General features: G+C 71.1%; 11 protein-coding genes. 9 read left to right on the top strand and 2 right to left on the bottom strand.

Annotated features, from left to right (window positions below; all coding sequences use genetic code 11):
• Positions 1-97 precede the first annotated feature (97 nt).
• The 4 genes from ACIRB1_RS12190 (at position 98) to ACIRB1_RS12175 (ending at position 5668) form a co-directional block, all read left to right on the top strand.
• Entirely contained in the window at positions 98-1753 is a 1656-nt protein-coding gene (locus ACIRB1_RS12190) for a protein kinase (protein WP_403465781.1), read from the top strand.
• A 29-nt stretch (positions 1754-1782) separates the two neighbouring features.
• Entirely contained in the window at positions 1783-3492 is a 1710-nt protein-coding gene (locus ACIRB1_RS12185) for a serine/threonine-protein kinase (protein ID WP_403465469.1), read from the top strand.
• 107 nt (positions 3493-3599) lie between these two features.
• Positions 3600-5318: a serine/threonine-protein kinase gene (locus ACIRB1_RS12180; RefSeq protein WP_403465468.1), complete on the top strand. Its 1719-nt coding sequence runs from the start codon at positions 3600-3602 to the stop codon at positions 5316-5318.
• Positions 5315-5668: a hypothetical protein gene (locus ACIRB1_RS12175; RefSeq protein WP_403465467.1), complete on the top strand. Its 354-nt coding sequence runs from the start codon at positions 5315-5317 to the stop codon at positions 5666-5668. Before ACIRB1_RS12180 ends, ACIRB1_RS12175 begins: the two co-directional genes overlap by 4 nt.
• Here the strand turns inward: ACIRB1_RS12175 and ACIRB1_RS12170 are convergent.
• Complete coding sequence (locus tag ACIRB1_RS12170) at positions 5663-6562, bottom strand: AraC family transcriptional regulator (RefSeq protein ID WP_403465466.1); 900 nt, start codon at positions 6560-6562, stop codon at positions 5663-5665. The two genes, ACIRB1_RS12175 and ACIRB1_RS12170, sit on opposite strands and share 6 nt — an antisense overlap.
• 103 nt (positions 6563-6665) lie before the next feature.
• Between ACIRB1_RS12170 and ACIRB1_RS12165 the strand changes: the two genes are divergently transcribed.
• The 4 genes from ACIRB1_RS12165 to ACIRB1_RS12150 all read left to right on the top strand — a co-directional run bounded on the left by ACIRB1_RS12165 (position 6666) and on the right by ACIRB1_RS12150 (position 13026).
• Positions 6666-7559, top strand: coding sequence for an MBL fold metallo-hydrolase (locus ACIRB1_RS12165; protein WP_403465465.1), 894 nt, complete (start codon positions 6666-6668; stop codon positions 7557-7559).
• Positions 7560-7603: 44 nt separating this feature from the next.
• Complete coding sequence (locus tag ACIRB1_RS12160; protein WP_403465464.1) at positions 7604-9367, top strand: protein kinase; 1764 nt, start codon at positions 7604-7606, stop codon at positions 9365-9367.
• Between the two features lie 148 nt (positions 9368-9515).
• Entirely contained in the window at positions 9516-11147 is a 1632-nt protein-coding gene (locus ACIRB1_RS12155; RefSeq protein WP_403465463.1) for a succinic semialdehyde dehydrogenase, read from the top strand.
• Between the two features lie 100 nt (positions 11148-11247).
• Positions 11248-13026, top strand: coding sequence for a GMC oxidoreductase (locus ACIRB1_RS12150; protein WP_403465462.1), 1779 nt, complete (start codon positions 11248-11250; stop codon positions 13024-13026).
• A gap of 164 nt (positions 13027-13190) precedes the next feature.
• Here the strand turns inward: ACIRB1_RS12150 and ACIRB1_RS12145 are convergent, their stop codons facing one another.
• A complete protein-coding gene (locus tag ACIRB1_RS12145; protein ID WP_352182028.1) occupies positions 13191-14195 on the bottom strand; it encodes an LAETG motif-containing sortase-dependent surface protein in 1005 nt (334 codons plus the stop codon).
• Between the two features lie 214 nt (positions 14196-14409).
• Here ACIRB1_RS12145 and ACIRB1_RS12140 point away from each other — a divergent pair, with 214 nt between their 5' ends.
• On the top strand, positions 14410-15564 hold the full coding sequence (locus ACIRB1_RS12140; protein WP_403465461.1) for a hypothetical protein: 1155 nt from the start codon (positions 14410-14412) through the stop codon (positions 15562-15564).
• Positions 15565-15675 lie beyond the last annotated feature (111 nt).

Genomic DNA, 15675 nt, shown 5'->3' with positions numbered 1-15675 from the left:
TCACAGTGCGGTCTCCGTGGTACCCCGCTGGTTCCCTGGACGAGGGCCTGTCCTTACGCTGAGCCTGTCAAGAGCATTGCGGGGAAACGTGAATCAGATGCAGGGCCTGCTCCTCGCGGGGCGCTATCGGCTGGCCGAGTCGATCGGCAGCGGCGGTATGGGCCGGGTGTGGCGGGCGCATGACGAGGTGTTGCACCGGACCGTCGCCATCAAGGAGTTGACGGCCGCGCTCTATGTGTCCGAGAGCGACCAGCCACGCCTGCTGGCGCGCACCCGTGCCGAGGCGCGCGCCGCCGCGCGGATCAACCACTCCGCCGTCGTCACCGTCCACGACGTACTCGAACACGACGGCCGCCCGTGGATCGTCATGGAGCTGGTCGAGGGCAACTCCCTTGCCGACGAGGTGAAGGAGCAGGGCCGTATCGAGCCCGCCGAGGCCGCGCGCATCGGTCTGTGGGTGCTGCGCGCCCTGCGCGCCGCGCACGCCGCCGGTGTCCTGCACCGCGACATCAAGCCGGGCAACGTGCTGCTCGGGCAGGACGGACGGGTGCTGCTCACCGACTTCGGCATCGCGCAGATCGAGGGCGACTCGACCATCACCCGCACGGGAGAGGTCGTGGGCTCCGTCGACTACCTCGCCCCCGAGCGCGTCCGCGGCGCCGACCCCGGTCCCTCCTCCGACCTGTGGGCGCTGGGAGCCACGCTCTACACGGCAGTCGAGGGCCGCTCGCCCTTCCGCCGCACCTCGCCGCTCTCCACGATGCAGGCCGTTGTAGAGGAGGACGCGGGCGAACTCCGCTACGCCGGTGCCCTCGCCCCCGTCATCACCGCCCTCCTGAACAAGGACCCCGCCCTGCGCCCCGACGCCGACCAGGCCGAGCAGATGCTCGCGGAGGCGGCGGAGGGGCGACGGCCGCGCTCGGCGGAGGAGTGGCTGCCCACGCAGCAAGTGGGCTCGCGCCAGGGCGGGTTCGCCGAGGACGTCGGCTCGGGCGGGACGCCGTATCCGCCGGCCACCGGGGGTGCGGCACCGTATCCGTCGGCGACCGGGGCCACGTACCAGCACACCCCGCCCGTCTCCCTCACGCCTCCCGGGCCGGCCGCTTCGCCGAAGCGCCGCCGGCTGCGCTCGGTCGTCCTCGTGGTCGTCGTCGCCGCGCTCGTCGGCGGCGGTACGGCGCTGGGGCTGCAGAAGTGGCATCAGGGCCGGAACCAGGACCAGGGCAGCGCACCGGGCTCCTCGGCCTCGCAGAGCGCCACGCCGAGCCCGCAGGGTTCGGGACCGGCCAACTGGCGTGTCTACCACGATCCTTGGGGCTTCGACATATCCCTCCCCAAGGGCTGGACGCGCACGGTCTACGGCGACTCCGGCGGCATCAAGCAGGTCGACTACTCGCCCGACAACGGCAAGCACTTCGTCCGCATCGCCATCGACACCTCCCCGGACTTCCCCACCGCGAACGCCCACCAACTCGACCTGGAAGTCCAGCTCCAGCGCCTGGTCGACTACCACCGGGTGACCCTGGAGGAGAACACCTACCGCGACCGTCCTGGCTCCCTGTGGGACTACTCCTGGACCGCGCAGGCGAAGGACACGCCGTTCCCGGGACCGCGGCGCGCGATCGAGGAGACGTACATGTCCCGTGAGGGCGTCGAGTTCGCGATCTACATGTCCGGGCCGGCCGCGGACTGGGCGACGACCAGCGCGCGGTTCAAGTCGGTCCTTCAGAGCTGGAGTCCCGGCTCGGGCTGACCGCTTCCGCTTGCGTCATGATGGTGCGCATGGGGACCGAGGGGGACAACGCCCGCGTCATTGCCGGGCGTTACCGACTGGAGAAGCGGCTCGGGCGCGGCGGCATGGGCGTCGTGTGGCGGGCGGCCGACCAACTCCTGGGCCGGCAGGTCGCGGTGAAGGAGATCGCCCAGGACGACTCCCTCTCCGAGGAGGAGGCCCGCCAGCAGCGCGACCGCACCCTGCGCGAGGCGCGGGCGGTGGCGCAACTGCGCCACCCGCACATCATCGTCGTCCACGACGTCGTCGAGCAGGACGAACGGCCGTACATCGTCATGGAGTTGGTCGACGGCGGCTCGCTCGCCGAGCGGATCTCCGCGCGCGGCCCGGTCGACGCGGTCGAGGCCGCCCGCATCGGCGTCGCCCTGCTCGGCGCGCTGCGCACGGCGCATGCGGCGGGCGTCCTGCACCGGGACATCAAACCGGCCAACGTGCTGCTCCAGACCGCCACCGACGAGGACGGCCCGGAGCGGGTCGTGCTGACCGACTTCGGCATCGCGCAGGTCGCGGGCGCGACGACGCTCACCGAGACCGGCGCGTTCGTCGGCTCGCCCGAGTACACCGCGCCGGAGCGGATGTCGGGTGTGCGGACCGGTCCGGAGTCCGATCTGTGGTCGCTGGGCGCGCTGCTGTGCACGGTGCTGAGCGGTGAATCCCCGTTCCGCCGCGACTCGTTGGGCGGCATCCTGCACGCGGTCGTCGTCGACGAGATCCGCCCGCCGGAACAGGCCCGTCCCCTGCTGCCCGTCGTCCGGGGACTGCTCGAACGCGATCCGGAACGGCGGCTCGGGGCGGCGGAGGCGGAGCGGATGCTGCGCGCGTTCCTGGACACCGGGCGGACGCCGAAGGCCGCGGGGGCGTCGACGGGGCGGCATCCCAGGGCGGCATCCGGCCACGCGGGAAGGCCGACGCCCGGGTACACGCCGACCCAACGGGACATTCCCCGAAGGGACGCCGTGCCGTCCCCGGCCCCCCTCCCCTCGCCGCCCGCACCCGATGCGGCCGGGCAGACCTCCCGGCGCTCCACGCGCGGGGTGCTGGTGGCCGCGTTGCTGGTCGCGGCGACGGCAGGGGCCGGGGTGTCGGCGGTGGCGCTGCTGATGCGGGTTGACGACGGCAACGGGCCCTCGGCGCACACGAGTTCGGCACCGCTGACGTCCACGAGCGCCGGTACGCCGTCACCGTCGCCCAGGCCCTCGACCCCGGGCAACACCTCCGGGACGCCCTCGGCGAGTGCCGGCACGCCCAACACCCCCACCGCGCCCTCCGGTTACCGCATCGCCGACGACCCCGACGGCTTCTCCCTCGCCGTGCCGGAGGACTTCACGCGGGTGCCGCAGGGGGAGCGCATCTTCTATATGTCGCCGGGGGAGACATTCCGGCTCGGCATCAGGATGTCCGACCCCCAACAGGGCGGCCCGCTCGCGGTGATGAAGAGCGCGGCGGCCAACGGGGCCTCCACCAACCCCGGATACCACGACGGCAAGGTCACCGACACCACGCACTCCGGCCACCCCGCCGCGCTCTGGGAGTTCACCTGGAACGGCTTCAGCGCGGCGGAGGGGCCCCGGCACACCTACGACATGTGCTGGGAGGAGAACGGCCGCCTGTACGACGTGTGGGTGTCCGCGCCGGTCGGGAAGGTGCGGGAGGCGAAGGAGTACTTCGACGTCGCGCTGGACACCTTCGTCCGCGCGTGAGGCCGTGGGCACGTATCGGGCGATAAGCCGCGCACTCGGTCACGGGTCTGTGACCGGAAAGCATCAGAGGTGGATAGGGCGGCGGCCGGCGCGATATGGATGGACGTATGAGCAGCAACGGGGGAGCCCGACACGGAGCCGACGAGCCGACGAGCTTTGCTCTGCAACCACCGAATCCACGCGGGGACCGGTCTTCGCCCAGGTCCGCGGCTGTGCCTGCTCCTGCGCCTGCACCCATGCCCGCGTCCGCGCCAGCGGCTGTGCCGCACCCGAACAACCCCTACGCGACGCCGAGTTCGGCGTCTGCCCAGGCGCCCGCCCAAGCGCCCGACCCCCGCACCGGACGCCTCATAGCCGGCCGGTACCGGCTGCTGGGCAAGCTCGGGCACGGCGGTATGGGGACGGTGTGGCGCGCCAAGGACGAGACGATGGACCGCGAGGTCGCGGTGAAGGAGCCGCGTGTCCCGGACCATCTTCCCGAACGCGAACGGGAGAACGCGTTCGAGCGGATGCGTCGCGAGGCCCGTGCGGCGGCCCGGCTCGATCACCCGGCCGTCGTGAACGTGCACGATGTGGCCGTCGTCGACGGTCAGCCGTGGATCGTGATGGAGCTGGTGACCGGCCGCTCGCTGGGCGACGTCTTGCAGGAGGGCACCCTCGACGCGCGCGACGCGGCCCGCATCGGCCTCCAGGTGCTCGGAGCCCTCGAAGCGGCGCACGCGGCGGGCGTCCTGCACCGTGACGTGAAGCCGGACAACGTCCTGCTGGGCCGCCACGACCGGGTCGTCCTGACCGACTTCGGCATCGCGCAGATCGAGGGCGAGACCAACCTGACGGACACCGGCGGGTTCGTCGGCTCGCCCGAATACATCGCCCCGGAACGGGTGTTGGGCCAGCGCCCCGGCCCCGCGTCCGACCTCTGGTCCCTCGGCGTGGTCCTGTACGCGGCGACGGAGGGCGTCTCCCCGTTCCGCCGCAGCAACACCCCCGCCACCCTCCAGTCGGTCCTCAACTCCGCGCCCGTGCCGCCGACTTCGGCCCCGGGCCCACTCGCCGACCTCATCACCGCCCTCCTCGCCAAGGACGCCCCGAGCCGCCCGAACGCGGCCCAGGTGCGTGCCGTACTCGAAGCGGTGGCCAACCCTCCGGCACCGGTGCCGACGCAGGAGGTCCGCTACGTCGAGGGCCCCGGACGCAGGCGACTCCTCGGCCGCAAGGCGTGGTTCGGGGCGGGTGCGCTGGTCGTCGCGGCGGCGGTTTCGGCGTATCTGCTGATCGCGAACCCGTTCGCCGGAGCGCGGACCCTCCCGGACGGCTGGAGCAAGCACCACGAGACGGACGTCGCGGCGACGCTCGCCGTCCCCGCCGCCTACGAGCGCGGGGGCCCCGACCGCAAGACGGACAAGGGCCACTGGATCACGTACACCGACCCGAGCGGGAGCATCTCGGTCGGCCTGGCGCTCGTGAAGAAGTCCGAGGACACCCTCGGCGAGATCAAGGACTCCGCCGCTGCCCAAATGTACGACGACAACGGCGGCTTCAAGCAGAGCGGCAGCTCCAGCCTCGACATGCCGGAGAACCCGAAGTCGGACACCAAGCCCACCGGCACCTACCGGGGCAGGCCCGCCGCCACGAACACGCTCACCTACAAGACCGACGACAGCCAGTACCCCCGCCCCCGCGAGGTCCAGATCCTCTACTACAAGACCACCTCGGGCAACATGTACCGCCTCACGGTCAGTTACCCCGGCAAGGGCGACTTCACGGCCCGGGGCCGCGAGGTGGCGAAGGCGGCGATCGCGAACCTGGACGTCGACAGGCTGTGAGCGACGGTACGGAGGCCGCCGACCTCGCGGTCATGAGCGTGCGCGCGCTCGGCGACCGCGGCCTGCCGGCCGACGTGATCGACGTGTACGCCGCCCGCCGCCACTACTCCGCCGTCGAACTGGAGCAGTTGGGCCTCCAGGCCGACGGCACGCACTTCGACCTCTTCGGTCTGCGGGACCGCCTGGAGAGTGTCGTGTGGGTCAGCGACGAGGAGTTCGCGGCGCACGGGCTCGACGCCGACGAGATCGCGGAGCTGCGGCGGTGGGCCCTGGAGTGGGAGTCCGATCTCGGGCTGCGGCTCGCGGAGGAGTACGCCGACGAACCTGACGGCGAAGCCCCAGGGCTATGAACTCCCCGCCCCCATCCGATACTTGCCCGGCGTCACCCCGAACTCCCGGCTGAACGCGTGCGACAGGGCGTACGGGCTGCCGTAGCCCGCCTCCCGGGCCACCGTCGTCAGCGAGTCGTCCGTGTCGCGCAGCCGTGTCGCCGCCAACGTCAGCCGCCACCACGTCAGATACGCCATCGGCGCCCGCCCCACGAGCGCGGTGAACCGGCGGGCCAGCGTCGCCCGGGACACGCCCGCCGCGGCGGCCAGCCGGTCGTTGGTCCAGGGCGCGGCCGGGTCCGAGTGCAGGGCGCGCAGCGCGGCCGTGGTCACCGGGTCGTTCAGCACCGACGGCCAACTCCCCGTCTCCGCCTCGGACATCCACGCCCGCACCATGTAGATCAGCAACAGGTCCAGCAGACTCGGCAGCGCCAGGCACGCCCCCGGCCGCCGTTCGTCCAACTCGTTCGCCAACAGATCCACCGCCGACCGGAGTTCGGGATGGCGGCCGACCCGGTTCGGCAGGTGGACGACCTCCGGCAGCTCCGCCATCAGCGGATGGGTCCGGCTCCGGTCCAGCCGGTACTTCCCGCACAGCAGCTCGGCCTCCCGCCCGTCGCCGCCCCCGTCCGGCCGCCGCATCTGCTCGAACGGCACCGCCCGCGCGATGTCCCCGGGCGAGTCCGCCAGCACATGCCCGACCCCGTGCGGCAGCAGTACGACGTCCCCCGCGCCCAGCGTCACCGGCTCCCCGCCCGTCTCCGGCACCAGCCAGCACCCGCCCGCGAGCACGACATGGAACCCGGCCCCTTCGTACGGCGCCAGCCGCGTGCACCAACTGCCGCCCACTCGCAGCCGGTTGGAGGAAGGCCGCCCGGTCCGCACGGCGGAGATCGCGTCGCTCACCACGTCCATGGGATCAGGTTACGGCAGAGACAGCAGGGCTGAGCTGTCCGCGTATCCAGATGAGTCATTCACGCATTGAGACACTCATACTGGCCTCCCTACTGTTGTTCTCATGAGTGAGGACAACACACAGACCCTGACCATCGGTGACGTCGACGTCGTCCGTGTCGTCGAGTGGGCGCGGCCCTTCGCCCCCGCCCGCACCCTCGTCCCGGACGTGCCGCCCGAGGTGTGGGAGGACAACCGCGACATGCTCGCCCCCGACCACTGGGAGCCCGAGACCGACCGCGCGGTCGTGGCGCTCCAGACCTGGGTGGTGCGCAGCGCCGGGCTGACCGTGCTCGTGGACACCGGTGTCGGCAACGGCCGGGAACGGCCCGGCAACCCGCTCTTCCACATGAGCCGGGGCGACCTCCCGGGGCGGCTGGCACGGGCCGGGGTGCGGCCGGAGGACGTCGACATCGTCGTCAACACGCACATCCACGGCGACCACGTCGGCTGGAACACCCATGACGTGGACGGGAGTTGGGTGCCGCTGTTCCCCGGCGCGCGCTATCTCCTGCCCGCCGCCGACGACTTCCACTTCGGGCCCGCGAACAACTACGGCGGCGCGGTACGGCCCGACGACCGGCTGATCTACGAGGACAGCGTCGCGCCGCTGCACCGCGCCGGGTTGGCCACCCTGTGGGACGGCACGTACCGCGTCGACGAGCACCTGACGTTGGAGTCCGCGCCGGGGCACACCCCGGGTTCGTCGGTCCTCCGGGTCGCCTCCGGCGGTGAACGGGCCGTGTTCGTCGGGGACCTGCTGCACAGCCCCGTGCAGATCGCGTATCCGGAGTGCAGCAGCTGCTTCTGCCTCGATCCCCGGCAGGCCGCGAGGAGACGGCGGCGCATTCTCGAACGGGCCGCCGACGAGGGAGAGTTGGTGATTCCGGCGCACTTCGGCGGCACCGGGGTCGCGGAGGTGCGGCGGGTCGGCGACACGCTGATGCTCGGGAAGTAGGGCGCGCGTCGACAAGGCCGTATCCGGCACGGTACTGATGGGGCATGAGCGAAGTCGGCGAACAGGTGCGCGACGGACGTCTGGTCGGCAGTCGCTACCGGCTGCTCGAACGGATCGGCTCCGGCGGCATGGGCACCGTCTGGCGGGCGTTCGACGAACTCGTCGACCGCGAAGTCGCCGTGAAGCAGCCGCGGTTGCCCGGTGACCCGGAGGACGAGGAGTTCCAGCGCGCCGCCCACCGGCTCTACCGCGAGGCCCGCGCCGCTGCCCGGGTCGACCATCCCTCCGCCGTCACCATCCACGATGTCGTCATCGAGGACGAACTCCCGTGGATCGTCATGGAGTTGGTGCGCGGTGAGTCGCTGCACGCATTACTCGCCCGCGGCCCCGTCGCCCCCGCCGAAGCCGCCCGCATCGGCCGTGCCGTCCTCGGCGCCCTGTGCGCCGCGCACTCCGTCGGGATCGTGCACCGGGACGTCAAACCCGCCAACGTCCTCCTCGGCCCGCACGACCGCGTCGTCCTCACCGACTTCGGCATCGCCCACATCCAGGGCGAGGAATCCCTCACCGCCAGCGGGGAGTTCGTCGGCTCCCTCGAATTCATCGCCCCCGAGCGCATGTCGGGCACGGTCGCGGGAGCGGGCCCGGCCTCCGACCTGTGGTCCCTGGGCGTCCTGCTGTACGCGGTCGTCGAAGGGGCATCTCCCTTCCGCCGTACGACCGTTGAGTCCACCCTCGGCGCGATCCTCGCCGCCGACCCGCCCGAACCGACCCGCGCGGGGCCCCTCGGCCCGCTGATCCTGCGGATGCTGGCGCGGGAGCCGGAGGCGCGGCCCGCGGCGGAGGAGGTCGGCGCGGTACTGGACGCGGTGGCCGAGGGGAAGGACGTACCGGATCGGCCGGTCCCCACGGTTCCGAGCGATGCGGTGCCCGACGCGGTGCCCGAGGATCTGCCGGAGGAGATGCGGGAGGAGAAGTCGGAGGGGGCGCCTGAGGCGGCGGTCGTGGAGGCGCCCGACGCCGCAGCCGTCGTAGCGGAGCCCGCGACCGGACCCGCACCCGACCTCGAAGCCGCGCCCGACCTCGAACCGACACCCGACCTCGAAGCCGCGCCCGACCTCGAACCGACACCCGACCTCGAAGCCGCGCCCGACCTCGAACCGACACCCGACCTCGAAGCCGCACCCGATCCCGAATCCGCGCCCGATCCCGACGCCGAATCCATATCCACTCCCAAGTCCCGCTCCCAGCGCCCCCGTTGGGTCCGCCCGCTCCTCCTCGTTCTCGGCGCTCTCCTCCTGACGGGTCTGGTCCTCGGGACGGTCGTCGACAATCTGCTCGAAACGGCCGACAGCGAGTCGAGCCGTCCGTGGACAGCGCACCCGGAGCGGAAGATGTCCGCGGTCCTCTACCTCCCGTCCCCGTACAAGCGCGTCGCCGCGCAGACGGAATCCGGCACCCGCGTGGTCACATACGCCACCACCGCCACCGGCGTCCTCCGCGTCCGCCTCACCGAACGGGCCGGGACCTCCTCCTCCCCCCTCACCGAGGCGCACGCCCTGACGCGGGGCACGTCGAATCCGCAGTACACCCGCACGAGCTTCCGGGGGAACAAGGACGCGGTGCTCGCCGACACCGTCCAGGACGGCTCCGGCGTCCCGACCCGCGTCATGGCGCTGATCATCCGCACCGCGGACGGCCGTATGTACGAACTGCGCGTGGACATGCCCAAGGGCACCCCGGACGAGAAGGAGGGGACCGCGCTCTTCAAGGGCGCCCGCGACCGGCTCACCCTTGCCGGAAAGTGATGCGGTGGCGATGCGGGGGTGATCATCGCCGTACAACGCCCTGATCAGGGTGTTCGTTGCCAGTGATCACTGGCGTGATGTGAGTACTGCGTGAATCCCGATTACCGACGGGTACCCAAACCTCTCGCAGCGGCATACCCTGCGGCACATGACGGACTCGCAGGCCCCGGAAAAGACCGGCACGGAAACGACGACCGGCACGAACCCCCTCGCGCCGGCCCCCACAGGCGCCCGTACCGCCGCCGATGTGGTCACCCCGGAGCTGATCGCCCAGCTCACGAAGGGTGTGGTCGGCTCCGGCCGGACCGCCAACCACTCGCCGTTCACCGGCGAGAAGCTCGCGGACCTGCCCGAGTCCACCCCCGAGGACGTGGCGAAGGCCTTCGACGCGGCCCGCGCCGCTCAGGCCCTGTGGGCGCAGGCGCCGGTACGGCAGCGCGCGGCCGTCCTGCTCCGCTTCCACGATCTCGTCCTCGCCCGCCAGGCCGAGGTACTCGACCTGATCCAGCTGGAGACCGGCAAGGCGAGGCTGCACGCGCACGAGGAGGTGCAGGCCGTCGCCGTCGCGGCCCGCCACTACGGCCGCAAGGCCCCCGCCTACCTCAAGCCGAAGAGGCACACCGGCGCCGTCCCGACCCTCACCAAGGTCACCGAACTCCGGCACCCGCGCGGGGTGGTCGGCCAGATCGCCCCCTGGAACTACCCCCTCGAACTCTCCGTCGGCGACGCGCTTCCGGCCTTCGCGGCGGGCAACGCGGTCGTGATGAAGCCCGACACCGAGACCTGCCTGACGGCTCTCTGGGCCCGTGACCTCCTCATCGAGGCCGGTCTGCCCGCCGAGGTCTTCCAGATCGTCCTCGGCGAGGGCCCGGTCGTCGGCCCCGAGGTCGTCCAGCACGCCGACTACGTCTCGTTCACCGGCTCCACCCGCACCGGCCGCGAGGTCGCGCAGGCCGCCGCCGCCCGGCTGGTCGGCGTCTCCCTCGAACTCGGCGGCAAGAACGCCATGGTGGTCCTGGAGGACGCCGACATCGAGAAGGCGGCGGCGGGCGCGATCCGCGCCTGCTTCTCCTCCGCCGGCCAACTCTGCGTCTCCATCGAGCGGTTGTACGTCCACGAGTCGATCGCCGACACCTTCCTGGAGCGCTTCGCCGCCCGCACCAGGGCGATGCGCCTCGGCACGTCCCTCGCGTACGGCGCGGACATGGGATCGCTCGCGGGGGAGCGGCAGTTGGAGTCCGTCACCCGGCATGTGGACGAGGCGGTCGCCAAGGGCGCGAAGGTGCTGGCCGGTGGCGTGGCCCGCCCGGACATCGGCCCGTACTTCTTCGAGCCGACCATCCTCGACGGCGTGGAGGCCCCCATGGCCGTCTGCACCGAGGAGACCTTCGGCCCGGTCGTCTCCGTGTACCGCTTCACGTCGGAGGACGAGGTGGTCGAGAAGGCCAACTCCACGCCCTACGGCCTCAATTCCTCCGTCTGGACGAAGGACGGCAGCCGCGGCCGCGCCATCGCCGCCCGCCTGCGCACCGGCACGGTCAACGTCAACGAGGGCTACGCCTCCGCCTACGGCAGTGTCCAGTCCCCCATGGGCGGCATGAAGGACTCCGGCCTCGGCCGCCGCCACGGCTCCGAGGGCATCCTCAAGTACACGGAGGCCCAGACCATCGCCCAGCAAAGGCTGTTGCCGATGGCCCCTTCCCTGGGAATGACCGACGAGGCGTACGCCCAGTTCATGAGCCGCAGTCTGCGCGCGATGAAGGTATTCCGGCTCAGGTGAGGTGCTTTCAGGGGCGCGGGGCCGCATCGGTATGCGGCTCCGCCGCGTAGACGCGACCAGCCACAGACGACCCGCACGCGAAACTCAAAGAGGAGAACCCGTGCCCCAGGACACCTACGACTACGACGTCATAGTCGTCGGATCAGGCTTCGGCGGCTCGGTGACTGCCCTGCGCCTGACCGAAAAGGGTTACAAGGTAGGGGTGTTGGAAGCGGGCCGCCGCTTCACCCCCGCGACGCTCCCCAAGAACTCCTGGGACCTCAAGAACTACCTCTGGGCCCCCAAGCTCCACATGTACGGCCTCCAGCGCATCCACCTCCTGGGCAACGTCATGGTCCTCGCCGGCGCGGGCGTGGGCGGCGGCTCCCTGAACTACGCCAACACCCTCTACGTCCCCCCGAAGCCGTTCTTCGAGGACCCCCAGTGGCGCGACATCACCGACTGGGAAGAGGAGTTGACCCCGTACTACGACCAGGCCCGCCGCATGCTCGGCGTACGCCTCAACCCGACGATGACCCCGTCGGACGTCCACCTGAAGGCCGCCGCCCAGCGCATGGGCGTAGGAGACACCTTCCACATGGCGCCCGTCGGCGTCTTCTTCGGCGACGGCGAGGACGCCGGGGGAACGGCGAAGGCCCGCCCCGGCGAGCAGGTCGACGACCCCTACTTCGGCGGCGCGGGCCCGGCCCGCAAGGCGTGCACCGAGTGCGGCGAGTGCATGACGGGCTGCCGTCACGGAGCGAAGAACACCCTGAACGAGAACTACCTCCACCTCGCCGAGAAGGCGGGCGCGACGGTCCACCCCATGACGACGGTCGTGTCGGTCACGGACGACTCGCAGGGCGGCTACGCGGTGGCGACCCTGCCCACGGACGCGAGGAAGTCGTCGAAGGGCTGCACCTTCAAGGCCCGCCGTGTCGTCCTCGCCGCCGGCACCTACGGCACCCAGACCCTGCTGCACCGTATGAAGGCGGGCGGTCAACTGCCGTACCTCTCGGAGAAGTTGGGCGAGCTGACCCGTACCAACTCGGAGGCGCTGGTCGGCGCGCAGACGACCGGCCGCCGGTACCGCAAGGCGACCGGCTCCCCGCAGGTCGACTTCACGCGCGGGGTCGCCATCACCTCCTCGATCCACCCGGACGAGAACACCCACATCGAACCGGTCCGCTACGGCAAGGGCTCCAACTCGATGGGCGGCCTCTCGATCCTCCAAGTCCCCTACGCGGAGGGCTCGTCGAGGGCACTGGCCTGGCTGGCGAACGCGGCCAGGCACCCGCTCCTGGTCCTGCGTTCGCTCTCCAACCGCCGCTGGTCGGAGCGGACCATCATCGGCCTGGTGATGCAGTCGCTGGACAACTCCCTGACGACGTACCTGAAACCGGACGGCGTGGGGAAGGGACTTCTGACGGCTCGTCAGGGTCATGGCGCCCCCAACCCCAAGCAGATCAGGGCGGCTTCGGAGGGCGCGGCCGCGATCGCCGCCGAGATCAACGGCTTCCCGGGCTCGAACGTCGGCGAACTCATGGGCACCCCGCTCACCGCGCACTTCCTCGGCGGCTGCCCCATCGGCGCCTCCCGCGAGACGGGCGTCATCGACCCGTACCACCGGCTCTACGGCCATGCCGGTATCTCGGTCGTCGACGGCTCGGCGGTCTCCGCGAACCTCGGCGTCAACCCGTCCCTCACCATCACGGCACAGGCCGAGCGCGCGATGTCGTACTGGCCCAACAAGGGCGAGCCGGACCCGCGCCCCGAGCAAGGGCTGTCGTACGAACGCCTGAAGCCGGTGGAGCCGCGTCGACCGGCGGTTCCCGAGGGCGCGTTCGGCGAGCTGAAGCTGCCGTTCCTGGGGATGCCGACGGTGCCGCCGAAGCCGTAGGAGACGGTCTGACGCGCAGGCGATCGGCGGTACTTGAAGCAGCCGCCGGTACAGACAGAAGGCCCCACACGGAGAAGGGCCCCTACAGAGAAGGACCCGCTACAGACAGAAGGACCTGCGCCCCCCTCCGAGCGCAGGTCCTTCTTCGTGCGGTGAGCTACGTGTTACGCGCTCGCCCCGCTCTTGCGGCGGCGCACCATGACCACCGTGGCGGCACCCGCGACGACGGCGGCGCCGCCCACGAGGCCGATCATCGGGAGTGCGGAGCTGGAGCCGGTCTCGGCGAGGTTGCCGGTCGGGAGGTCGGAGACCTCGCCCTGCGGCTTCTTCACCGAGGTGTCCTTGTCACCGGTGCTCGGGGTGGCGGTGCCCGGGTCGGTGTTCGAGGTGCCGGCCTTCAGGACCTCGAAGTCGTACTGCGCCCAGCCCTCGGCGATGCAGTCCTGGCCCTTGACGTTGTCGAGGTAGGCGCCGGAACCGAAGGAGTAGGCGTCGCCGGCCGGGGCCTTCGCGCTGATGCTGACGCGCAGGTCGACGGACTCGCTCTTCCCGGACTTCAGGGCGTTGACGTAGAAGAAGTAGTCACCGGCCCACTCGTCGTCGCCGATCCGGTCCCACTTGCCGGACTCGGGGTTCTTGAACTCCAGGTCGACGTACGGGCTCAGGTACTTCGACTCGTCGAGTTCGTAGTTCTCGACCTCGGCGTAGAAGGCGACGCCGTCGACCGTGGTCTTCGAGTCGTTCGTCACGGTCAGCTTGAAGCTGTGGAAGCCGTCGCCCGCGACGATCTTGCCCGGCAGACCCTTGATGTCCGCGGACACCTTGGCGGTGGAGAAGTCCTGGTCGATGTCGTCACAGAACGGCACATCCGGGTCGGTCGGCTCCCCGCTCGGCTCGGCCGAAGCCGACGGAGTGGCCGACGTGGACGCGCTGGTGCTCGCGGAGGGGCTGGCCGAGTCGCCCGGCAGGGTGCTGGCGGACGGCGACGTGGTGTCGGACGCCGACGCGGAGGGCGAGTCCGACGGCGACGCGGACGCCGACTCGCTCACGCTCTCGCTCGGGCTCGCCGACGGCGACTCCTCCGCGAACGCGGCGGGCGCGGAGAGCAGGGCGAGCGGAGCGATGACGGCCGTCGCGGCCGCCGCGGCCATGGCACGGCGCAGCTTCATGAAGTCCTCAAGAAGTCCGGTGTGCTGCGGCAGAGTGCAGCACGCTGGGCGGAGGGCTCCGCGTGTGGGGCGCGGGTGTGGCCCTTGGTTACGCAGGTGAGACACGGGAAGAGAGGGAACGGTTGTACCCACTCTCACCAAATTCTTATGTGGGCTGCGTCACACCCTGGTTCGCCTTGTGAACAGGCTTTCGGTACGTCTAGAACTTGGGGACGTGTCTGACAAGCCCGCCGAGGAATCGCCCTCGCACCCGGAGATCCCCGACGATGTCTGGGAACAGTTCGCCCGTGACACGGAGCGCGACATCCGCGCCTCCGCTCCCAAGGAGCCGTCCGCCCGCGCCCGTGAGGTGACCGGCCGGCTGAAGCCGGGCAAGGGCGAGGAGCCTCCGGGCTGGCGCACCGGTCCCGCCTGGCAGGAGATGAACGGGCGGGCCGGGCGCAAACGCCGTGCGTGGGCCGTCCTCGGCGTCCCGCTCGCCGTGGCCGCCGTCGTGGTCGCGATGAAGCCGTCCGTCATCCCGGGCGACCCCTTCGGCAAGGGCGGCAAGAACGGCGACGGCAGTCCCGCCGCCGTCGCCCCGCTCGCGCCGGAGACCGCGGCGCCGACCGCCGCGCCCTCCGCCGTGGACCCCGAAACCCCCACGCTGGACCGGCCGTTCGCCGGTTCACCCGCGCTGAGCTGGGCGGACGGCGAGGCCGGTATCGTCCTGCCCCAGGCCAAGGCGGTGGGCGTGTTCTCCAAGGACCAGGTCCAACTCGCCCTGAAACAGACCGAGAAGCTCCTCGTCGACGCCAACCTGAACCTGAAGACGCTCGCCGGTGCCCGCCCGGCAACCGCGCTCTCAGTGCTCGATCCCCAACAGCCCGGGATGATCGAGGAGTTGAACACCTCCCTGAAGACCCCGGCGAAGACCCACGACCCGCTGAATCTGTTCAGCCGCTTCGACCCCAAGCACATACGGCTCGTCGGTGACGTCGTGAAGACCCGCGGCCGGATCACCTTCAAGGAGGGCGAGCACTCCGGCGTCCTGATCCACACCGACTACACCTTCGTCTACCCGGTCGTCCGCACGAACGGCTCCACCGAGGTCACCCGCACCATCGTCCGCCGCGTGATCGACCTCGAACTCCTCGACCCGGCCCGCTACCAGGTCACGTCCGGCCGCCTCCACGTCGACCACTACAACTCGGACTTCGGCAACAGCGCCTGCGAGATCTACGACGGCTACTTCCACCCGGAGTTCTCCTCGCCCTCCACGTCGGAGCCCGCGGGGCCGGCGCCGTCCGGTCCGACGACGGACCCGTACGACCGGAGCAAGGACATCGGCGGCGAGAACGAGACGTGCGGGACGGTGAGCCGGACGTAGCCGAACTGAGCGGCGGGGGGGGCTGACTTGACGCCGTCACGATGAAGGTGACTGAGGGCGAGCGAGTCGGTTGAGGGCCGGCGGGCTGCTTGAGGGCGAGCGAAGGGCCCC

The organism is Streptomyces sp. NPDC096013, from assembly GCF_044763565.1.
Lineage (GTDB): Bacteria > Actinomycetota > Actinomycetes > Streptomycetales > Streptomycetaceae > Streptomyces.
The sequence above is the reverse complement of the archived record's forward strand: the minus strand, read 5'-3'. Positions and strand labels throughout refer to the sequence as shown.